Annotated in this window: 19 protein-coding genes and 1 pseudogene; 5 read left to right on the top strand and 15 right to left on the bottom strand. The window is 55.0% G+C overall.

Translation table 11 applies throughout. The features are described 5' to 3' along the window. Window positions 1-208 (bottom strand): annotated as a pseudogene (locus OSO_RS51900) (ISL3 family transposase); the annotation flags it as partial. Between the two features lie 391 nt (window positions 209-599). After that, window positions 600-929, bottom strand: a complete 330-nt coding sequence (locus OSO_RS50725; protein ID WP_157605116.1) for a hypothetical protein — start codon at window positions 927-929, stop codon at window positions 600-602. A 779-nt stretch (window positions 930-1708) separates the two neighbouring features. Here OSO_RS50725 and OSO_RS50720 point away from each other — a divergent pair. Next, the gene (locus OSO_RS50720; RefSeq protein ID WP_157605115.1) at window positions 1709-2359 is read left to right on the top strand and encodes a hypothetical protein; all 651 of its coding nucleotides are present in this window, start codon (window positions 1709-1711) and stop codon (window positions 2357-2359) included. Between the two features lie 118 nt (window positions 2360-2477). Beyond that, window positions 2478-4595, top strand: coding sequence for an ArnT family glycosyltransferase (locus tag OSO_RS0109455; protein WP_010583157.1), 2118 nt, complete (start codon window positions 2478-2480; stop codon window positions 4593-4595). Window positions 4596-5020: 425 nt separating this feature from the next. Here OSO_RS0109455 and OSO_RS0109450 read toward each other — a convergent pair whose 3' ends face one another. The 10 genes from OSO_RS0109450 to OSO_RS0109400 form a co-directional block, all read right to left on the bottom strand. Next, window positions 5021-6502, bottom strand: a complete 1482-nt coding sequence (locus OSO_RS0109450) for a site-specific integrase (protein WP_157605114.1) — start codon at window positions 6500-6502, stop codon at window positions 5021-5023. 858 nt (window positions 6503-7360) lie between these two features. After that, the gene (locus OSO_RS0109440; RefSeq protein ID WP_010583155.1) at window positions 7361-8017 is read right to left on the bottom strand and encodes a DUF4230 domain-containing protein; all 657 of its coding nucleotides are present in this window, start codon (window positions 8015-8017) and stop codon (window positions 7361-7363) included. Then, window positions 8010-8381 carry a hypothetical protein gene (locus OSO_RS50715; RefSeq protein WP_010583154.1) on the bottom strand — a complete coding sequence of 124 codons (372 nt, stop codon included), beginning with the start codon at window positions 8379-8381 and terminating at the stop codon, window positions 8010-8012. The genes OSO_RS0109440 and OSO_RS50715 overlap by 8 nt, the downstream gene beginning before the upstream one ends. Window positions 8382-8484: 103 nt before the next feature. After that, window positions 8485-8913: a hypothetical protein gene (locus tag OSO_RS0109430; RefSeq protein WP_157605113.1), complete on the bottom strand. Its 429-nt coding sequence runs from the start codon at window positions 8911-8913 to the stop codon at window positions 8485-8487. Window positions 8914-8984: 71 nt separating this feature from the next. After that, entirely contained in the window at window positions 8985-9176 is a 192-nt protein-coding gene (locus OSO_RS42830; protein WP_010583152.1) for a hypothetical protein, read from the bottom strand. A gap of 93 nt (window positions 9177-9269) precedes the next feature. Beyond that, the gene (locus OSO_RS0109420; RefSeq protein WP_010583151.1) at window positions 9270-9515 is read right to left on the bottom strand and encodes a hypothetical protein; all 246 of its coding nucleotides are present in this window, start codon (window positions 9513-9515) and stop codon (window positions 9270-9272) included. Then, complete coding sequence (locus OSO_RS0109415) at window positions 9512-10450, bottom strand: hypothetical protein (RefSeq protein WP_010583150.1); 939 nt, start codon at window positions 10448-10450, stop codon at window positions 9512-9514. Before OSO_RS0109415 ends, OSO_RS0109420 begins: the two co-directional genes overlap by 4 nt. Before the next feature lie 125 nt (window positions 10451-10575). Beyond that, window positions 10576-12048, bottom strand: a complete 1473-nt coding sequence (locus OSO_RS0109410; RefSeq protein ID WP_010583149.1) for a Ycf46 family AAA ATPase — start codon at window positions 12046-12048, stop codon at window positions 10576-10578. A 341-nt stretch (window positions 12049-12389) separates the two neighbouring features. Beyond that, the gene (locus OSO_RS0109405) at window positions 12390-12596 is read right to left on the bottom strand and encodes a DUF2997 domain-containing protein (RefSeq protein ID WP_010583148.1); all 207 of its coding nucleotides are present in this window, start codon (window positions 12594-12596) and stop codon (window positions 12390-12392) included. A gap of 42 nt (window positions 12597-12638) precedes the next feature. Then, window positions 12639-13001 (bottom strand): hypothetical protein, encoded by a 363-nt coding sequence (locus OSO_RS0109400; protein WP_010583147.1) that lies wholly within the window; start codon window positions 12999-13001, stop codon window positions 12639-12641. 1235 nt (window positions 13002-14236) lie between these two features. On the opposite strand from OSO_RS0109400, the gene OSO_RS42825 reads away from it, so the two are divergent. The 3 genes from OSO_RS42825 (at window position 14237) to OSO_RS47700 (ending at window position 18812) form a co-directional block, all read left to right on the top strand. Next, the gene (locus OSO_RS42825; RefSeq protein ID WP_237729268.1) at window positions 14237-16063 is read left to right on the top strand and encodes a DUF1592 domain-containing protein; all 1827 of its coding nucleotides are present in this window, start codon (window positions 14237-14239) and stop codon (window positions 16061-16063) included. Further along, window positions 16060-17394, top strand: coding sequence for a DUF1552 domain-containing protein (locus tag OSO_RS0109390; RefSeq protein ID WP_010583145.1), 1335 nt, complete (start codon window positions 16060-16062; stop codon window positions 17392-17394). Before OSO_RS42825 ends, OSO_RS0109390 begins: the two co-directional genes overlap by 4 nt. Window positions 17395-17483: 89 nt before the next feature. Continuing rightward, a complete protein-coding gene (locus tag OSO_RS47700) occupies window positions 17484-18812 on the top strand; it encodes a 3-keto-disaccharide hydrolase (protein ID WP_010583144.1) in 1329 nt (442 codons plus the stop codon). A gap of 486 nt (window positions 18813-19298) precedes the next feature. Here the strand turns inward: OSO_RS47700 and OSO_RS0109375 are convergent, their stop codons facing one another. The 3 genes from OSO_RS0109375 to OSO_RS0109365 all read right to left on the bottom strand — a co-directional run bounded on the left by OSO_RS0109375 (window position 19299) and on the right by OSO_RS0109365 (window position 22053). Continuing rightward, window positions 19299-20120, bottom strand: coding sequence for an SGNH/GDSL hydrolase family protein (locus OSO_RS0109375; RefSeq protein ID WP_010583142.1), 822 nt, complete (start codon window positions 20118-20120; stop codon window positions 19299-19301). Between the two features lie 24 nt (window positions 20121-20144). Continuing rightward, window positions 20145-21272, bottom strand: a complete 1128-nt coding sequence (locus OSO_RS0109370; RefSeq protein WP_010583141.1) for a hypothetical protein — start codon at window positions 21270-21272, stop codon at window positions 20145-20147. Between the two features lie 361 nt (window positions 21273-21633). Continuing rightward, window positions 21634-22053 carry a hypothetical protein gene (locus OSO_RS0109365; RefSeq protein WP_010583140.1) on the bottom strand — a complete coding sequence of 140 codons (420 nt, stop codon included), beginning with the start codon at window positions 22051-22053 and terminating at the stop codon, window positions 21634-21636. Window positions 22054-22171 lie beyond the last annotated feature (118 nt).

Below are 22171 nucleotides of genomic sequence, written 5' to 3'. Positions count from 1 at the left end.
ACAAAGGAACAAACTCGAATCGACGGGGCTTCAAGCGATCGTATTGTGGACCTGGACGACCACAACCTGAGCAGATCGGGCGACTGTTTCGGCGGCTCTGAATACTGACCTCGATCGCCAAATCGTCTCCTTTCCCGCAAAATGCGATGGTTCCATAGACAAATGACTTGTGTTTCTCGACGTGGTTGAGGATCGTTTTCAATTGCATCCTGTGTGTCCCGGTGACGTTTTAAGTGTGGTAACTCAAATCGTAACCGCTGGATCACAGGATGCATTCCTTCTATCAAAGGATTCGCTCAGCCCCTTCCGCCATCGCCTTCGCATCGCCCTCACACCTGCAGTGGCGATCGAAGGCGATGGCGGAAGGGGCGACACCCTTTTGCCGAACCTGAGCGCAGCTCATCTTCAAACGATCCTTACTCACCCACAGAAACTGGTGACGAACCCAAAAGATACTGCCCTCAACCTCGGCAGATGTGATTATTGCTGTCAACGTCACGTCGCCTGGACCAAGCAGCGCAAGCGTTACAGTTACATCCAATTCACCCGATAGTCCTCACCATCTCATCGTCACATGGTTTGGAGAGCACCCACCCAAATTATCCCCGGCGGTTGTGAACAGAGAAGTCGATCCATCTGATGCATTCTCCTCGCGTGTCGCCGTCGTCTATGCCGCAGGTGATCGCAGTCAACTGCCGGTTGTTCGCGCGATAGAAGTCAGCACTCCTGAGATAACTGTCGAAAAAGCAGAGTCCAAAGCCGCTATTTACAACCACCATGCTGCGTCGGCGAATCAAATTGCCGTTGCCGGCGAACTGCCATATTTGATTACCTGCAATACATCGAAAGCCCATCGACACATCGAGGGCGAGGTACGGTTCGTCATCGAGCAAGCCGGTGACACAACCACGTTGATACTTCCGGTGCATATTGCCGTTCGCGGAGTCCTGCGGTGTCTGCCGGCTTCTGCAGTGTTAACGGCACCCGACGGTACCTCAGTCGAAGGGCGTCAGCTTCAATTGACACTCGTCGTCAAGGGCGCTGATGCTGAACCACAAGTTGCGGAATGCCCCGCATTCCTGATGCACTCGATCCGACCTGATCCTAGATGTCCGAAAGGCCTGGGAGAAAAATGGTACGAATTGGTCCTGCGCGTTGTGGGCCAGCCTAAAGAAGATGATGCTCGCAGACTCCTCGTGTCCGTATCCGGCAGTTCAAACGATCAGCTCGAAATCCCGATTCGGATTGGTTCGACTGGTCGATAACGATGTCGAACCGACTGCGGATTGGAATTCCGGAATTCCTGAAGGAAAAGGATTGGAAATTGCGCATGACATTGAGCGTCATCGCGGCCACTGCATTCCTATCGTGCGGTTGCGAAGTTCGCACGGCCACCCCCGTTTGGGGAGGAGGTAGCGAACAGCGGCTTACCGTGGCATCGACAGCTTCCGACGTTGATTGTGCACTTCGCGTTGCCCGCGAAAGGTCTATGCTGACCACCCACATCAGCACCCCTTGGGAGCTGATTCATGCCGCGCTTGCCTACGGCATGGACTACGAGGTGACTGTAGACTCACATCGTAGGATCACGATCGCTGCGTACTTGTTCGAAGAAAACGGGCGATCCGTGTTTGAACACTCGCCAGACGGAATCCGCGTTCGTCGGAGCCCGCGACGCGCAACGATCGAGCAGCATCGATTTCAGTTTTTGGCTTACTTTGCGGAAATAGGCGTAACCGTCGACCAGGAACTGTTCGTCGATGGTCAGAGATATCGAGTACGTGACCTTGTAGACCCAATGAAGTGGGAACTTGATCGTGGTGAAGATTCTGCATACGGGCTCATTGCGGCAGCGGCGTATATCGAACCGTGCGAGATCTGGCGGAATCAGTATGGAGAGGAATTGTCGCTGCAGAAACTCATACAACATGAATTGGAAATACCCATAGACGTCCGCCGGAAGTCATCTTGTTGGGGAACCCATAGCTTATTTGCAATTGCCTTTTCGCTGACCCGCGCAACGGGTGATTTGACAATGAAGGATTCTCAGACGAAAGCGCACGAGATGTTAGACGCCGAAGTGGCCAGACTCAGACGCAGCCAGGCCCCGGACGGTACTTTCGTGGGCGATGAGACGCACAGTGACGTGATTGATCAGCTCCACTTCACTGGCCACTCTTTAGAATGGTTAGTGTTGTGGCTCAATCCTGCCGAATTGGGCTCAGAATGGGTCACGCGGACGGTTCGCGCGTTGACCGACGTCGTGCAGCAGCGCAGCGCGGATCCACTGCCGCCCGAAGTATGGTTTCATCTGCTTCATGCTCTCAGAATGTATCGGGAGAAGACGACGCCTGGGTGAGTTTCAATATTGCGGCGTATAGTTTACCAGAAACTGACGACCGCATGCATATTCACGAGATGAACTGAACGGCTCTCGGCACCTCTGAAAAAGGAAGTCCGCAAGGAGGCTTATTTGGATGGCAGTCCGCGTTTTCCAATCCCCCAAACAGCCGGTTCGCACGCCGGAGGGTGGAGCGAGGATTAGGGTCACTCACTGGCGATTCGGATTGATTGCGGGATTGCTGGCAACGCATGCGGCACTGCTCGCGTGGGGGGCTTGGCAGCACAGTCCCGGTTTCTGCGAACTCGCGCATCTACCGGCGGGGATCAGCCATTGGAAATTTGGGCGTTTTGAGCTCTATCGCGTCAATCCACCACTCGTGCGCGTGATTGCGGCGATGCCAGTCCTGGCAGTCGGCTCAAAAATGGATTCAGAAAGCTCTCTTGACGTGCCCGGCGGACGACCAGAATTCGAGATTGGCGAGGATTTCATCGCCTCAAACGGGAAGCGAGGGTTCTGGTTGCTCACTTTGGCCCGCTGGGCGACCATCCCGATTTCTCTTCTGGGGGGCTACGTGTGCTGGTGCTGGGCACGTGAACTACACGGTGCGGGCTGCTCGGCGGGACGGATCGGCAATCAGTGCGACGGACTTGGCAGCGAGTTCGCAGGTTTGACAGCGCTGGTGCTATATTGCTTCTGTCCGGAGATCCTGGCGTATGGCCAGATGATCACGCCCGACTGCGCGGCAGCGGCCCTGGGGGTGGCGGCCGGGTATCTGTTCTGGCGCTGGCTTCGCGAGCCAAACTGGAGCTTCGCCCTCGCCGCCGGAGCAGTGCTGGGATTGGCCGAACTGACGAAAAGCTCCTGGCTGATCCTAATCCCGCTCTGGCCGGCGCTGTGGCTGGTATGGCGTCTGATCGCGAGGGATCTGAGGCAAGCGCAGCCTGCCAACAGCAATCTCGATTCGCCCCCCTTTGCGGGCGCAGCCCGTCGTGAGAGCGCCGCAGACCCGATCCTTCCCCGAAGCGAAAGCGAGCGAAGTCCGCTGCAAATCGCAGCCACGGACCAGAGTTCCGCTTCAGCCGCGTCGCAAAGGCAAGAGCGTTTCACGCTCGCCGAGCGAAGTCGCCAGCGTCGCTCTTGGATGAGCCAGGCGATGCAACTCGTAACAATGCTCCTAGTCGCGCTCTACTTGCTGAACTTGGGCTACGGTTTTGAGGGAACCGGCCGGAGACTTGGCACATTCACCTTCGTGAGTCGCGCGTTGAAGGGCCCCGACAGCACCGTGGCCACGTCAAACCGCTTCGCGGGCTCCTGGCTCGGCAAGCTGCCTGTGCCGCTACCGAGCAATTATGTACGTGGTGTCGATGAACAAAAGAGGGATCTGGAGCATTTTCCGTGGCCGTCGTACTTGCGTGGCGAGATTCGCGAGCACGGGTGGTGGTACTTCTATCTGTACGCTTTGGTCGTCAAGATGCCTGTCGGGTTCTGGGGGCTGTTCGCGCTGGCACTTCTGTTGCCGCGCGATCAACGAGGAAAATCACGCGCACGCGACTCGTTTGTACTCCTCTCGCCCGCAATCACGCTACTGGGCCTTGTGAGCTGGCAAAATGCGTTCACGATCCATTTTCGCTATGTATTGCCGATGCTACCGTTCGTGTTCATCTGGATCAGTCGAGCAGTCCCGGCGGCATTTCGAAAAGGTCGCGTCTATTCCGGCATCGCAGTGACATCACTCACCTTGTTTGTTTCGAGTAGCCTCTGGACGTACCCGCACAGCCTCTCCTATTTCAATGAAATCGTCGGTGGGCCGCATGCAGGACCATCCCACATGGTATATAGCGCACATGATTGGGGACAGGACCTGTTGTACCTCAAGCATTGGCTCGACGAGCATCCAGAGGCGCGACCGTTGAAGCTCGCGTGTTACGCATACTTTGATCCCAAGTATGCCGGAATTGATTGGACCCTTCCGGCGACCCGCGATGCGTTGCGTGCGCCCGTGGATTCGGACACAGCTTCGGGCCTTGGCAGTCCGCTCCCGGCCCCAGTGGGGAATAAGCTGGGGCCGGGATGGTACGCAGTCAGCACAACGCTGTTGCGAGGCCTTCCTTGGCGCTCTCCAGAAAACGCCTACACATATTTTCAACAATTCGAGCCGGTCGCGACCGCGGGGTACTCGATTTACATTTATCGTTTGACAGAAGAGGACTGCTGGGCCGTGCAGCGTAGTTTCAGCCCAGGGGATCGGTAAATTCTGATCTACAAGACAGACTGGAACTTTTTTCCACGGCGTCTTGGAGTGAATTCGCGATTCTCACGCGAAGAGCGTGGTGAGTAGAAAGTAGACCGCCGTAGGTCGCGAGACTTCACAGCCAAACTGCTTTTTCTACTCTCTACTTACTCTGTTCTACTGCAGCGTAGCCTCAGCGGAGAGGGTGGGACTCTCCAAATCCGTTATTCTGATGCCAGCACCTTTGACGATCGTCGCACGATCCTGATGCTAAACCCATGAAAATAAGCCAAAAACTCAAAACTCATGTCGATCGTCAGATTACCCGTCGTCTACCTGAAAACACTCGTATGCACCAGATATGCACCACTCGTGCACCAGCCAAACTCGTGTGAAATCCAATCTGATTATCGACGTCCGAATACTACGCATGGCAACATTTCACATCAAGCGGAAAATTTTCCACGGATGATTCCCAACTCGGAGCCTCGGATGCGAATCGCATTCAGCAACGGCTCAATACTCCGAAAGTACTTGTCCATTTCTGAGTGCGGGTCGAGGCTGGTGTACTCATTCAAAATATCGTTCACCGAATGGCCCGTCAGGTAGCGATGTTCCAGATGACGCAGACCCGCGTTGTTCATATCGGTCGTCGTCGCCTCTTTCAGTTGGTAAGGTCGTGTCGATGCCGGGATGCCGACCAAATTGTAGACCTTGCGGATTTCACTTGCGATGGCATCCACTGAGACCGCACCGCATTCATGAAGGAGCGATCGGATGATTTCTTTGCGATCTTGTTCGGTCGCAGCATTCTCCTTGGGGCTCCGATGAATCGCGGCCTCACAAAGCATCTCGAATTCTTCAGGCGAATCAAATTTCGCCCCCTCCTGTCGGGCTTTTTTCAGATGTCGCCGTGAGAGAAACATCGGGCCGTCAGATCGCCCTCCCACGCAATGCTGAAGAATCTCACAAAGTACGGGAGGCAGCGGCAGTACGAAGTTCACATGACCCTTGTTGAAGTCACTCCCTCCGACGCGTGTACCGAGCGTCCAATGCCTCTTGCCAAAATCGAAGTCCGAAATCTTAGCGCCGGCGAGATCTTCGAACCGCAACGGTAGAACGATCTGCGTCGCCAAATTGCAGAGTTGCCAAGCGTCCATGTGTTCGACCATCCGAATCCGATCTTGGACAGGGACGGGATTCTTACGCAGCGGATCCTTTGCCTGCTTCGCCCCCACGATCTCGTTCGAAAACGGATTCGCAAAGCCTTGAGGCAACTGTCGCACGTCCGTGCGCGCCGCCCAGTTAAACATCGTTCGCGCGGCCTCCAAACAGAGCTTCACCATTTTGGGCGACATCCGCTTACACAGGCCGTCCGCTTTTCCGTTTCGCGTCACTTCCTCCGTGAACAAGGAGTTCTTCAGCTCGACGGCAAATTGCCGGTTAACCGCGGCGGCCAAAGGCCACGTCTTTTGAGATTTCGGAATCTCGGCGAAGCGAATGACATGCTCGAGTCGGCTGCCATAGGCTTGTGCGGTTTTTTGTCCATTCACCTTCCGTTTGTCTGTCAGGAATGCATTCGCAAGACTTCGCACGGAATGTTTGGGCGGAGGTTGAATCGAAAATCGCTGTTGGCGTGTTTGGCTCGGCGTGACATACGTGCCGTCATCCATTTCGATGAGCAAACGGTTGATCGCATGTTGTGCGCTCGTTTCGTCTGAGCCCAGAGTTTTACCGAATTGCCCACCTTGCCATCGGCCTCGGGCCAGATATTTGCCATCTCTTAAACTGATCTGAACGCGATGACCATTTTGAGAGACGAACTCATGTCGTCCCCCTAGTACACCACGCGTCATTCGACGCGATGTAGGAGCTTTGGAAGTCTCATTTTCACGTTGTGGCTGATTCTGCGAATTCGATGATTCCATGGTTGTCTTGGCATATCCTTCTCCGGCCGCCTGTCGACGACCGGAGCGATTCGACCCTGCGGATACGCTTGACGTCCTGACCAAGAGCGGGAAACGAAAGTCTCTTTTCTGTTCCATTCTAAGCCAGAGGAGATGCCTACAGCTGATGTTCTGCTGGACCTTGCACGCGTGTCGCTTAGACACTCGACCATCTTTCACATCGTCACGAGTGCGGCCCCAACGGACGGACGTGAATCGCGCATGTGCCACGCCGGCAATAGGGGTGATAGTGAGTGGAATACAGGGCAGATGAGAAACCGCAGACCGTTGATCACTCGTTGAAATCATCGGCGTGCCACCAGTTTGGGCTTCACCGAGGTCGACGGTATCGCGTCCGTACGCGATACTAATCAACGTCGTCGAGTTTCCAACCCACCCCATCGCCACACAGGCGATCATTGCGCGATGCAAGGGCATCAGAATTCCTGCTCTGCATAACCAATCAAGCGAGATGGCAACGGTTCGAGCGGCCGTTGCTGGTTGGTATCTGCGAGTGGAAACATCCCTCGCGAAGCAGATAGCGCGATTCAAATGATCGCGAAGCAGTAGACATCAGCTGACGAGGACACGTCGGCGGCTATCCGACCAAAACATGATGGATCATAAGACACACCATGGAGCTCAATGCACTGGAGCCTGGGGTTATCTGCCAGAGCTCACTCGGCGGTTATTTTACAAAAGCCCGCGATGGAATCAATCAAAAATTGCATGACGTGAAATTTTTCCGAGTGCGAGGAAATTGAATCACCGCGACCACAGAGTAGCTGACGGGCATGAAGCGTCGTCAGCAATTCTATCGTGTGGATGCATCAGGCGCGCTCACTTATCCTCTGACGAAACTCGCTCAGTCACCATCAGGTTCGTTTGTTCCAGCGGGCCGTCCCACTGAACTTCGACATTCCATTCCAGGAATTCGTATAGCTGTTGAATCATCGCTTCGGCTTGCCGTTGTGCGGACGTGAGGTGATGCTCCGAGCTTGCCGCGCTTTCGATGAGCTTCTCGGCGTGATACATCGCCGCATCTCGTAGTACGCTTTGATCGCCCCATTTCCACGGGAGCCATGTCGTTCGTTCGACGTTCCAGGTCTTGGTGAGGTCATGGTTCACTCGCGCCGAAATGACTTGTGGAACAGGGAGCCGAATCGTCGCGGTGCGTCGCACCTCATTTACGTTCTCGATGCACGCCTTTGAGGCATCACAGGCCAGAAGTGCGTCACCACTGACAAGCCACGATCCGCGGTACCCTTCGCCATTCGCGCTGAGCACATCCATAATGTGAATTCGGGCCGTCGTCAGTTGCCCCAGGCGTTCCAGTTGGATGACAGTGGGCTTGATCGAAGACACGGTGGGTGGGGCATTTATTGCCAACCGATGCCGGCCAATCCAGAATCCGTAACCCGCCGCAAGCATGGCCAACAGTACTGAAATGATGCCGTGCAAGAACAGTTTCTCGTAGAGTTTGATGAGTTCATTCATAGGGCTGCCTTTGATGGACAACTTTTTCGTCCGCCAGGATTTGGGTGGTGCCGCGATACTTGACGTCGAAGCTTTCGAACTTGATTCGCCGCCCCGCGCGTGAGGGAGGATCGGGATTGGGTGACGACTGCGAAGAGGAATGTTCCGGTGCATCGGCACTGCCAGGCGATGTCCGAGTGGGATTCAGTGATTCTGTACTGCAGCCAGCAAGCAGCGAGCAGACCAGCCCGACGGACGCGAAATACACGGTGGATGCGAGGCGGATGGGAAAGGTGCGAAAGCGATCGAAAGCTCTGACGAGGTACCGGACAGTCGAACTTCTTCGTAACGCCTGTCGCCAATACTTCGCGATGTTGATTTTCATAACGGTCTCCCAGAAATGAACCAAAACCAAAAGGCTGCCAAACAACGGGTCTGGCAGCCTTACACGTGAATATCAGCAGACTTAACCGCTCGCTGTCACAGCGCTATTTGACGGGCGCTAGACTACGGCGGAACTTCAGATCGGAATCGTAAAATGTCAGTTCGGAGTCATTTAAGCGATGGATGTGAACCGACGACGTTGTCCCTTTCCAGGTTCCTCCCGCGAGCGTGGCACTCAGTGGGGTCTCGGAGAACTCGATCGTCAGGATATTTTGCTCCATCGCCCATTGGCCAGAGACATCGACCTTCCCCACAAACAGGTTCATCCAGCTGTTCTGGACTTCCGTTTGATAACGGAATGATCCATTCGGCTCGAATGTCCAAATGACGTCCATCCCTTGTCCGGCAGAACGCCAGACACCAAGTAGCTTGGAAGGATCTCGTGAATTCGCAGACGGACACCCTCCCCAAAAGCAAAACAAACAGAACCACGCGACTACGGCAATCCAGAACCAATACGATATGTTTTTCAAGTCGAGCTCCTTGGCGTGAATGAAAGTAAACGTGCACCAGATCACGAATCTGTCAGTCTCGAAGTGAACACTCAAACGTGCATGAACAGATCGTTCCCGCATCGCTCGGCGTCGAGTCGATCCCAATCGAGTGCGAGTGCCTCCCATTCTTCGTCTGATGTTGATGGGCATTCATCGATCAGGCTAAAGCCGCGTCCTGCGATCAGGTCAATGTCCTCTCCGGTTGCTCGTGCGACGGCCGCGTTTAATTGTTCGACGGTCATGTGATGTCCTTTGCGATTGGGGGGGGGTAAAAACAAAAAAGCCCCGCGAATGCGGGGCAACATGGCTCAATCATGAGTGGTGGAATGGTGGATTCATTCGGGATCTGCGATGCCGAGCCGATGCTTGAGCAACCATTTGACCTCGGCCTCCAGGGCCTGACTCCTCAGGTTAAATGGACCAAGCCGTGGTCCATCAATGATTTCCGCCCACCAGTTTCCGATGCGATCGGGTTCGACATAGCTCGCTCGCGCGATCTGACGTCGTCCGAGTTCAGCGAGGTCCAGGACCTCGGAATAAATTGTCGTAACTTCTCCTGATGGGTGAATGACGAGATTCATGCAGGCTCCTCGAGACGGGTGGGGCGAATAATCGAGCGTCTCGGCCGGTCGACGAGCAGGCCGTCGAGGGACGCCTGGACGTTTGCCATCTGCCGACCGATCTGCTGACGCAGGGAAACGTCCTCTCTCAATTGCTGCGGCCTCACTCCCTGGATGATTTGTTGAGTCTGCGCCACAAGCTCATCCAGCTGCGCATTGGACCGAACATTCAGGTGTCGGAACCGGTGAAAGAAATCGGTCAGGTTCTCAACGGCCGAGTCGCGAAAGATCTTGGGTTTGCCATCGTCGGCGCCGGCAAGGCGTTCGGTGAGATGACCAACCAGTTTGCCGAGTTCATCCAGAAACGCTTGTTCTGCGAGCTCAACAGCTTCATTGAACCGGCTTTGAATGCGCTGGCATTCCTGCTCGTAAAGTCTGGGATTGAGCTGCCGGAGGTAATCCGGGACATCGATCGAAGGATATTCCCAGTTGAAACCAAACTCATCTCGCAATGAGACTGGGTAGTCGTTGCTGTTGTAGAGATCTCCCAACCGCTGTCGGGCAGAGGATTTCAGTTCTGAAAACTTCCAGTCGAGTTGTTCGACTGCATTTTGCAGCTCCCTCTGAAAACGCTGCAACTGACTATCGAAATCCGCGATATCATCCTGGCGAATCAGCCGCACGCCCGATTCAGGATACGGCAACGTCAATGATCGCCAGTATTGGAGGATTTGACCGCGGACTGTGGTGACGGCTTGATAAGCGGCATGCCGAGTATCCAAGAGCTTTTTCGCCGCGGACAAGAACGTCGCTTCCGCCGTAAATGAATCGGCGGCACGTTCCTTCTGGGCGTCGGAGAGCGTTTTGCGCACCCCATACCAATTAAACGAGATCTTCGTCGCGGCCATATTCGCCCGCAGTCGATCGGCAGCAGGCGGCATCGCTTCGTTCGCCATGGGAAAACGTTCTGTAATGGTAGACACGGTGTTCCTTTTGGAGGAGGTTGGTGCAACATCGTCTCAGTGAGATTTGAGGTGATTAAGGGGCGTTAAACATTGGCAGTGTCAGCAGGCGGTTACGGTCAGTTCGTGGAGGGTGTCGTGGAGACTTTCCTGCGTTTCGAGCTTGAAGTCGTTCTCTGATAAATCGCCGACTGATCGGCGGAGAGGCAGCGGCCGCTGGCCCAGATTCGAAGTTGATCGATCGATTCGGCAGAGGTAATCGACACCGGCACCACATTCTGAGCGGCTGCCGAGAGCGGGATGCCGAGGAGTGCGGAAAGACGGCAGCAACTTTTTATTTCGGCGCCCGTCCAATCGTGGTCGGTTGGAGTAATGTCATCCGCGGGGATTTGGTAAACATCGCGATAGAGGGACCAAATCGCTTGCCGTTGTTCGGCGGTTGGCAAATCAACAAAGAACACGCCATCCAGACGCTCGGCACGCGTGAACTCGGGAGGCATTCGGCGAATGTCGTTGGCGGTCGCGATGAAGAAGACGTCGGACACATGGTCGGACAACCACGTCAGGAGGTTTCCGAAGAGTCGTGTTGAAACTCCCGAATCGCCGCTGGCGTTGACGCCCGACAATCCCTTTTCGATCTCATCTACAAACAGGATGCTGGGAGCCATCGCTTCCGCGATCTGGAGCGCTTGCCGGATATTTCGCTCACTTTCGCCGACGAGTGACCCCATCACTTTTCCCAGATCGAGTGACAGGACCGGGCGTCCCACTTCATGTCCCAGTGCCCGGCAGAAACTTGATTTGCCACAACCCGGGGGCGACAGTAAGAGCGCTCCACGTGCCTGATGCTTGCTCTTTGTGCGAAGTGCTCGTCGACAAAAGTCCTTGAGCGATTCCATGCCACCCAACTGCGCAAACGTTTCGCCTCCGCGTGACAGGGACAGCAAATTCTGCTTCTTGAGCGATTGGGCTTTGATTTCCCAGACCGCATCGGGTCGTAGTTCTCCGTATCGCGCCAGTGACAACGCGTACGCAGCTTCGGCCTCGTGCCGCGTCAACCCTACAGCTGCGTCGAGCAACGCTCGATCATCGTCGGCGTCTTGAATTGCTGTTGGCTCATCGCTCACGAGTTCACGAGCGATGACGCGCAACTGGCCACGGCTCGGGAGATCGTGGTGCAAGATGACGAATTGGCGTTCGAGTTCGGCAGGGAGTTGAATCGTCGGGGCAAGGATCAGCACAAACGCGCGGGTTGATTTGCCAGCGTTTAGTTGATTCTGAAGGGCTTGTACGATCTCAGCGCTGTTGAGAAATCTGTGAAAGTTCTTCAGGACGAGTATGGCCGTACCGCCAGGGGTTGCCATGGCGGGCAGGCTGCGGATGGCAGCGAGGGGATCCGTCGTACCAGGGGCGATTGTTCCTTGCTCTGACAGCGCTAATCCGCGGTCAATGTCCCAAGTGGCCAGTTGCCAATTTTCGCGTAGGCAAAGCTCATGGATCTCCCTCAGCGCTTCGTCAGGCTCAAATGTTTCGAGATAAATGCCGCTGAATGCGGCACGGAGATATTCAACTAATGTTTCAATCAAGGGCATTTGTTAGTTCCTTTTGTAGTTGTGTGACGTGTGAGCTGAGACGTGAGGACAACGAGTTGCCCGTCCGATCTCCTGCGATGAGGCTGCTCCACCAATCGGGCTGTCCTGAACTAATCACACTGAGTGGCTTCTACCGACAAGGCGAAGCCAGGGGTGTCCAGGCGCCAGGCAGAGGTGGAAATAGAGTGGCTCGATGGCCTGTGGCCAGGCTTCGTAGAGCAGACTGACCCGCGTAGAAAGACTCTTTAAATCTGAAAATTCGCTGAGACAACGGCAGCGGATCGCACATCAGTCGCGATCCGCAGAGGGGTGGGAATCGCACGACGCGATTGATCGACGGATCAGCGAGACATGTCGGGGCGTTCCATGATGTGGGTATCCTCAGCACGCACCTGATAAAAATCCGGCGTCAGCGTCTCGACGAGCTTTCTCCCAAGGACTTGTTCCAGTGCCTTTGTCGCTTCGAGACACGCGGAGCCCTGAAAGCCCCGCGTGACAATTTGTGTTTCACCGGTCGGAGTGATCAGAATCTCTATCTGCCGAGGCATGCGACCTCCTTCGAAAAGGTATGTTTGAATGAATATTGGAAATTAGCCCGCAACCGCGATTTGCACTCGAATCGATCCGTCTGCCATGGGCTGTTCGATCGCGGTCTGTCCCTGGCGCCGCGCCTGCAACTTGACCATTTCCACGGCGTAGGCCTGCACGAACCGATCGAGGTGGCTTTGATCGCCCCAGCGACTGCCAAAGTTGTCGTACTTGAGCTCCCCTGAATCGGTCTGGCAGACGATCGGATATCGCCACTCTGGCAATTCCACCGCCCAGCCAGTCTCTGCGGATGCAAAAAGCTTCACGGTCCGGTGGGCCGGAGGTGGCAGTCTCAGACGCGAACAGGCTGAGGCGATCGCAACAGAATCGCGGACTTGGGTTTGAATCGTAATCAGATGGGACATTGACGGATCTCCTCAAGATGAAATGTGATTGGATGTGACGCGGCGTAGCTACAACGCCCTCATATAGTTATGACGCGTTTCGAGCAGAAGTTTAGTTATTGGAGGGGCGCATAGTGATAGCCACGAAGTCCCCCGCGCAGTTTCAATAAGCTCATCGAACACACCGAACCGCCGTTTCAGTGTTGTTGGGACTCCTTGTTGCGACTTCAAAATTGGAGGCAAGCGGATGTTTCGTGGACATGCATCTGTGGTGTCAGAGAAGTTCCTGAGTTAGCATGAGAGGTACCGAGCCAGATTGGCCCGGAAAACATCATCTAATTGGAGATCGATTTGACAGATAACCAAGGACGCAAAATGCGTGTCCTTGTCACATTTTGAATGACGCGTGTGCGTCTCTGCTTCATCGAAACCGCCAACCTGAGCTTCGGCTCTTGTATTCAACAGAAGCAGTGCTTGTGCCGCGCCCCGCAAGGGGCGTCGGTCAGGTACTGTTCTGTTGGCCCTTGGCGGGGTTCGATGAGCGGGCTTGGTCGGCGCTCTTTTTCTTTCGCCTTGCGGGAAACATTTCGATGGACGCTTCCGAGTGGCTCTACGAAATTGACGGGAAAACATTCAGCCCAGTCTCGTGGCGTCAGCTCAAACTCTTGGCCGACACGAAGCGGCTGTCACCAACCGACCTCGTTTGGCGACTCTCAGATCCACGAAAGCGTCCTGCGCAATCCCTCAGCGGCCTCTTCGGGATCTCTTCCCAGTTTGGTAAGGAGCCCGATTGCGCGTTTCAAGACTTGGATGCCGGGCCGCCAGAACAGATCTTGATGGTCTGTGATCACTGTGGATTCGAATTCCAAGTTGGGGCGCACTTTATCGGGCGACAGGGCCGTTGCCCGATTGAATCTTGCGGAAAGACTTTCGTTGTCGGGCGTCAATCTCGAAATGCCGGTAAGGACGGTTTAGTTACCGGCTTCGAGATCACGAAATGGATTCCTCCAGCGCCTAAGCCCCGAAGACGGCGAAAGCCGGTCCTCAGTCCGGAATCTGCGGATCCAGCTTCAAGGTGCGTTGGCCAAACGTGGCCGACATTCTCGAAGATCTTCAGTCATAGGTGGTTCTTGCTTGGGGCTTTCTCGGCAGTATTCGGCATTTTGATTTCTGTCACCCTGCGTCTGAGCCTTGAGGTGCCGGACTCACAAAAATCAGTACAGCAACGAACAGATCCTCCTGCGATTTCATCCGAAGTGCACGATCGACGAGATTCGACACGGCTCGTCTTGGAAAAATACTGTGGCGACTGTCATGCAGGTGCTAAGCCGCAGGGCGGTTTTGAGGTGGCAAGCTATCAGAACGAGGAGTCTGTTTCTCAAGACCGCGCCACGTGGGAGCGGATGATCAATCTGGTTTCATTGGGATTGATGCCGCCAGCAGAGGCACCGCAATTGCCCTCAGATGAACGCCAAGAGTTGATCAAGCACGTTGAAGGAATTCTGTCTCGAACGAATTGCATCGGAGCCCGCGATTCAGAGAAAGTCACCGTACGGCGTCTGAATCGATTCGAATACAACAACACGATTCGCGACCTGCTCGGAATCGACTTTCAGCCGGCCGATGATTTCCCGTCCGACGATGTGGGAGAGGGATTCGACAACATCGCGGATGTGCTCTCGCTTTCGCCGCTGCTCATGGAAAAATACCTGATCTCGGCTGAAAACATTGCATCGACGGCAATTTCTAATGCCGCTCAAGATAGTCCAGCCCTTCCGGAACCACTTCGACAGCTGATCACCGCGCGACCTATGGAGGGGCGCAGCGCGAATGATGCCCTTCGCGAAAACATCCGAAGGTTCATTCCCAAAGCCTTTCGTCGCCCCGTTGATGGCGACGAACTCCGAGTCTTCGTGGCGATCGGCGAACAGGCTCTGCGGCGAAACGAATCCTTTGAATTCGCCATGCAGCTGTCGCTGACTGGCATTTTGGTATCGCCTCAATTTCTGTTTCGCCCTGAGCCGGAGCAGCAACGAGTGAACAGTCAAAACATGCACGAATTGACTGATTTCCAACTTGCCACCCGGCTCTCCTACTTTCTCTGGGGTAGCACGCCGGACGATGATCTTTTCGAAAGAGCGGCCCGCGGTGATTTGCATACCGACGCGGTCATCGACGAACAGGTGGGGAGAATGCTGCACGACTGGAAGTCTTCCTCACTCACCGAGGGATTTGCGGTTCAGTGGCTCAATCTGAGAATCCTGGATGAGTGTCGTCCCGATCCGGCCTACACCCAATTCGATGCGTCCATCAAAGAGGATCTTAAGCACGAGACGAAAGCATTCTTCGAGTACGTGCTGCGGCAAGACCGCAGCATTCTTGATTTCCTCGATGGCCCCTACACCTTCGTCAACGAGCGACTCGCGAATTTCTACGGTTGGACTGGTGTCGACGGAAACGAGTTTCAGCTGGTCGACCTGTCAAATCAGCCTCGAGCCGGTCTTCTGACACAGGGAAGCATTCTCACGCTCACTTCGTCGCCAACGCGTACGTCTCCGGTCAAACGAGGCAAATGGATTCTGGAGGTGATCCTCGATCAACCACCGCCCCCTGCGCCCCCCAATGTACCGGAGCTCGTTCAAGAGAACTCTGGACCATCAACGCTGTCGTTGCGCCAGCAAATGGAAATTCATCGCGCGAATCCAAGCTGTGCGACGTGCCACCAGACCATGGACGCCTTGGGTTTCGGAATGGAATGCTTTGACGCAATTGGACAGTGGCGCAACAGCGATCATGGTGTTCCCCTGGATACGACCGGCGCGTTACCCGGCGGCAGAACGTTTCGCGGGCCGAAGGAACTGATCGCACGGCTGAGAGAACGACCGTCAGATTTCGCCAAGTCATTGACGAGCAAGATGCTGACTTACGCCTTGGGCCGACGTTTAAAAGCATCCGATCGCTGTACGGTTGAATCGATCGTGAATTCTCTCAAATCCAACAAGTTCAAATTCTCGGTGTTGATTCGTGAGATCGTCAAAAGCCAGCCGTTCCGCCTACGACATGACGAGGAAAGAACACTATGACAGCACTCCGTTGTTCGCGACGAATGATGTTACGTGGGCTGGGTGTGTCTCTGGCGCTACCTTGGTTGGAGCTAAATAGCTCCCGGGGAGCACACGGTGTCGACGGAACGGCGTTTCCACTCCGGATCGGCTTCGTATTCGCATCCAATGGCGCCATCATGCAAAAGTGGACTCCTCAATCGGAGGGCCCATTGAGACACCTCCCACCCACACTCGAGCCGTTGGGCAAAGTTTGCAAAAAGGTCAACGTCCTGTCGGGGCTGATGCAAGACAATGCGAATGCCAAAGGTGACGGAGACGGAGACCACGCCCGCTCTGCCGCGGCATTTCTCACGGGTGCTCATCCCCGGAAGAATGGCAATATCCACGCCGGGGTATCCATTGATCAGGTGATCGCGCAGCGCATCGGCCGCTTGACGCCCCTCGCCTCACTGGAACTCGGAACAGAACGGAATCGAACATCGGGGCAGTGTGACTCGGGCTATAGCTGTGCCTATTCCTCAAACATTTCCTGGAGATCGGCGTCCAGTCCGATGGCAAAGGAAATCAATCCGAAGCACGCCTTCGCGCGGATGTTTCGAAGCGGCCTCGAAAGTCGTCAGGAGCAGGCACGGCGGGATTTTTATCGAAAGAGTGTGCTCGACGCCGTGTCATCAGAATCGCTGAAATTGCAGGCAAAGCTCGGTCAGGCAGACCGCCAGAAACTGGATGAATATTTCACCAGCATTCGCGAGATTGAGGTTCGGATCGCCCAGTCCGAGCAGCAGGAAGACCGACGCGTGCGGCCAGACATTGCGTTGCCCTCACGCATTCCGTCTGACATTGACGAACACATTCGCTTGCTGTTCGACGTGATGGCGATTGCGTTTCAAACCGACTCGACACGAGTGGCAACGTACATGCTCGCGAACGAGGCCAGCGATCGTCAGTACCAGATGGTCGGTGTCCACGAGGGACATCACATCCTTTCGCATCACAAGAATCGGCCAGACACGATGGCGCTGGTTCAGAAGATCGACAAATATCTCATCAGTCGATTTGCCACCTTTCTTGAGACTCTAGACAGCATTCGCGAGGGCGAAAAAACGCTTCTTGATCACTCCATGATCGTTTATGGCGGAGCCATCAGTGATGCAAATGTGCATAGCCATGAATCTCTTCCCATTCTGTTGGCAGGGCGGGGCCGCGGAACAATTCAAACGGGGCGGCACATCATCTACCCCGCTCGCACGCCGATGAACAACCTTTTCCTTTCCTTACTGGATCGCATGGGGCTGTCCGAATCGCAGTTTGGTGATTCAAACGGGCGCCTCGGAAAATTGGACGGCTAGCCGCTCCAGGCAATTTCATTGCGCAACTCGTCCCAATTGAAATCTCGCATAGTTCCTTCCAAACAAGATGAATCTCGAAGGTCTGAACGATGTCGCACAATGATGACTTTGATGGCTACCGAAAATGGCTCGGAATTTCGACACCTCGTCGTCCTCCTTCTCACTACGACGTGTTGGGAATCAAGCTCAACGAAGAGGATCACGAAGTGATCCTGGCGGCCGCGGAGCAGCGTAGGACCTTTGTCGAATCGAAACGGGGAATTGGATACGACGACCAAGTTGCTGAGATTCTGCTGTGCATCGACGAGGCAGAACTCACACTTTTGAACAATGACCTTCGACGAGAATACGATCGACGAATTGATTTGTTCGCAAAACGAAGAAAGGGCCGGCAGGTTGATCCGAGTGCTGCGAGGTCAGTGCTAGCGTCGAAGCCCGGGCGAGCGATCGGCGAAGACTACGGCATCGTGAAGACATTCGGCGGTATCGTCGCGGTGCTCTGTATTGCATTCGCTGGCATGTCGTATTTCGCCTTCAACTTGATGAGTCGGCAAAAGCTGCACACAACAATTGAGCAGCCTCCTATCGTTCAGCAGCAAGACCTGGCAGGCCCAGTGGCAGCACTACATGAGATGCCGACTGTGGACTCAAAGCCACCGCGAGTTCCAGCGCAAAAGCCTATACCGGTTCCCGTCACCATTCCCATGAGAACTGCTGCCCAGACTGCAATGGAGAAACCGCCGAACTTAGTGAACGTGAAGGATGTTTCGAACGACAAGGTCGTGTCAAATTCTCTGGATCACCCTCAAACTGAGTCATCTGGACCGCGCGTAACAAGTGATAAACCAGAAGAGGAAATCCTCCTTCTTGGAGAACAGACTTTAGAGCGTTGGGAATCGTCACCGGGAGGTGACAAATCCAATTGGTCTCTCAACCGTGGAGTGCTCAAGCAAATTAAGAAGGGCCCCTCACTCGTCACTAATCAGAAATTCGAAGACTTCGATCTTCATCTGGAATTTAAGCTGCCGTCCAAATGCAACAGCGGAATTTATCTCCGCGGACGGTACGAGGTTCAACTCTTGGATTCCGACTACCGAAACAAGGCTGGACAACCTGTACCCGCGATCGGCAGTACCGGAGCAATTTGGGGAAAAATTCCACCAGCAGTCAATGCTTATAAAGGCCCGAACAAGTGGAACGGTCTCGATGTGCGGCTCGTAGAGCGTAAAGTCACCGTTCGACTGAATGGGACACTCATCATCGACTCCCAATTCATTGACGGTGTGACCGGCCAAGGGTTTTTGGATGATCAAGAAGCCGACCCGGGGCCAATCCTCCTCCAGAGTGCCGATGTCATCGGCGCGGAGTTTCGTGATATTCGAATCAAGCCGCTTTGGAGTTCAAAAGCCCAACACTGACTTATTCTCGTTGACTCTGAGAATACGCCGATACCAGAAACACTTGTCAAGAAGGTGCGCTTCATTGCCACGATGCGCAATAAGCTGGTTCACGACAGCGGTACGAGTCATCGGGACGACCGGCAGCGATTCGAATGTACCTGTGTCGAGGCGGAATCACAGTTGAGATCATTGGCTCGGCCAGTGTCTACGGCAACACATGGCGGACCAAGATGCGCAGCGCTGCTTGCACTGCTGAATGCGATCGTCGCGGCGACAATTGTGCTTTCGTTTCGAACCTGAATCCCGTACTTGTATGCGAGTCAACCCCGGTGGAATCGACCTCGCTCCAGCTCGAGCGAAGGTCCTATTTGAGGATTTGTCACGTTTTGTGAGCAAGCCCACTCTCCAGAATTTTTCCGCTTGAGCTCGGGGCCGCTGCCACCTTCGATTCTTTCATGCTAGAAAAGCTCAAGTGCCATACGGCGAAGCGCACCTGCCAATTTTTCATATGAGATTTGGCAGGATTTGTTGGCGAAGCGCCTGCGCGACGCGCGCTGCCAGATATTGCGTGCCAGGATCTGGCGGATGCACATTGTCACTGGCAATATATGCGGTTGCGTTCGTGGAGTTCGTGTTGAAACCATTGTTCCAGGTCCCCGTGATCCACGGCCCCGTCGGATCGTTGCGTACAGGGACAAAGAAAATATTCGGGTCGCTGAACGAGGCGACTGCGGCCTTCAAGAAGTCCTCGAAGTCTGCGATCTTTTGACCGACTGTCCACGATGTGTCGTTGATGCTCCACAAGCCAAAGATAACTATCGGTGCACTCGAGCCAGCCCGGATTGCGGCAATGGCGGACGTGACAGCAGCCTGGAATGTGGAATAGTTGTTTTGATCGTTCGTCGTGCCCATCAACAGCCAAACGTCGGGCTTCGTGAGCAGGGCCTGTGGGACGCGATAGCCATACGTCTCACTGCCAGCTCCAGGAGTATTGCCGCGGTTCACGTAGCCCGTGCCGCCTTGGGCGAAATCCCAAAGGTCGTTCCAGCCCATCTCGTGAGAGAGCAGGTTGCACACTGAGCCACCTGGAATGAATGGACCAAAGTTGGCACCGGCCCAGATGGAATCGGCGATCATAACGCCCCGCACCCGGTTGGCATCGTCAGCAGACCAAACCGTTGAGCTGGTATCGACATAAATGCCACGCAAATTCGGGCTGCCGTTGCGAACTTCCAAACGGTACAAACGCCGCTTACGACCGCCAGATGCCGTCCAGTCCAGTGTGATGTAGCCCCCTGACACGCGATCGTGCTGCAGGCCTTCCATCTTGATTCGGCGACCATCAACGATTCACTGAAAGTCCTGAGTGCTGGTGACTTCGCGGAAAGAAATTCGAGGTGTGTCGCTGTAAAATTCGATGGCACCATGCAGCACAGAGCTTGTTACCCCCGCAGACGCCTGATAAGCCCCGCCAAGAAGGATCCCGGCATTATCTCCGATGTAATACATGCCGCGGTATTTGCAGAAGAACGGATCATTAAACTGAGCAATGAAGGTTGCGCCAGTACCAGAGCCAGTCGTCGAGCCCTGCGTCAGCACCCCAAGCGAATTGCTCACCGTTGGCCCAATTGAATATGAGCCTGCCTGCTGCACGTCGGCGGATGTGATGACTCCACCAGCGCCAATCGCCGTCACCTTGAACGAGGCCTGTGTGGTGAATGTCCCGCCATTCGGGTAGTACAAATCACCGACCGCATAGCCTGTACCGCCTGTGACAAGCCAGATTCCCAGCACAGTGCCGGGGTACACTGTGTTATACGCAACGCTGCCATTGTAAAGATTACCGAGGCCCGAGGGGGCTGTTGTTCCTGCAGTGATGACTGGGATATCGAAGTCAAATGTGCGAGAGCGCACCGGACCGTAGTAGTTCCACGTCACCGAGCCGTCGGCAATACCAACCCCCGTGCCCGTTGGGCCGCCAGACGAAGCGGATGTGCCACCTACGATACACGCATACAGATTGCTTCCGTTGATGGCGAGTGCCCCTGCGGTGTACTCCTGCGAGCCCGTCCATGCGGGGTCAGTGACTCCGACATCGCTAGTCATTTCGATCGGGCCGGTATAAATCCAGCCCGTTGTATTATCGGCTGCTCCAGATGCACTCGTATTCGTCGGGCCGTTACCCGAAGTGGCGGTCGTTCCGGCTGCGTAGGCGACGAACGCATTGCCACCGTTTGCCACCATCATTCCCTGATTAACAATCATGCCGTACTTCCAGGGCAGCAAACGGAACATGGGAGGCTTGGCGTAGGGATTTGTCGCTGGCGCAGCGGCGGCCAGACTACGAAGTTTGGCTCCCAAAGACTCAGCGCTTCTGTAAACTAACCCACCCTCTGTGACACCGTCACCAAAGAACAACTGTTGTTTTTCAGTATCAACAACGAATTGCCCATTTGGGGGAATATTCGAATTGGCCATCGGGAATCCTTATGAACCGGTTGTTGCTCGGATGGACGGGGCGCCACCATCCGCACATTTTTGCCGTTCACGGGAGGACACTCCCGTAAAACTGGCACTACTCGGCATTTCGACTGAAAGCGATATCGTCCGCACGCGACCTGCATCACCAGATGAATTCGAAGCTGTCTCTCACGAGGGACTGCATTGGAAGGAATCACACGTCGGTAAGATCAAGGTCTGCACTTGAAAATACGTGCACTTGAAAATACGGACGGTGCCATCCACGTTGCTGGCAGCCGACAAGTCGGCGCTGCCACAAAACGTGGCGGGGCCACGATTTCCGCGGCCCCGCCACGTTCTGGCAAAGCAGTCGCATCCACTAGGTGATATCGCTCAAACGTAACCGAATGGTCTCCAGTTTCTGGACATCATTCCGAAGGGAATTCAGTTCCGCCTCGTTCGGTTCTTCGGGGAGACCCTCGCGATCCTTCCGCACCGGGCAGAGCATCAGCCAGCGCCGAGCGACTTCCGTATCGTCCCACGTCGCCACGACATCGGGACGCGAACGCAGAATCAGATGAAAGTGATTCGACAGAATCGCAAAGCCCAAAGGGTCGATTCCAAATTGCGCCGCGAACTGCTGGAGAAGCTGCTCGATCCATGCTTTGCGGTGGTCAGAGTTCTTGCCGGTCACCGAGTCGGTTCCCAGCAGGAAACAGCGCCGCACCACGCGATTCACGACATGCACGATCGCGATCTCATCCGGCGCAAAGACCTCCGCACGAGACAGGCGAGCCATGACAAGGTCCCCTTCATCAGCAGAATCTTTTCATTCACCACACCGAAGAAAATAGAACATTCCTTGAATCGAAGTTCAATCGATCCGATGAAGATGCTGTGCCCCCATGCTCATCCCC

The sequence above is a fragment of the Schlesneria paludicola DSM 18645 genome, assembly GCF_000255655.1.
Taxonomy (GTDB): Bacteria; Planctomycetota; Planctomycetia; order Planctomycetales; family Planctomycetaceae; genus Schlesneria; species Schlesneria paludicola.
Note: the sequence above shows the minus strand (reverse complement) of the source record. Positions and strands in the feature narration are given on the sequence as shown.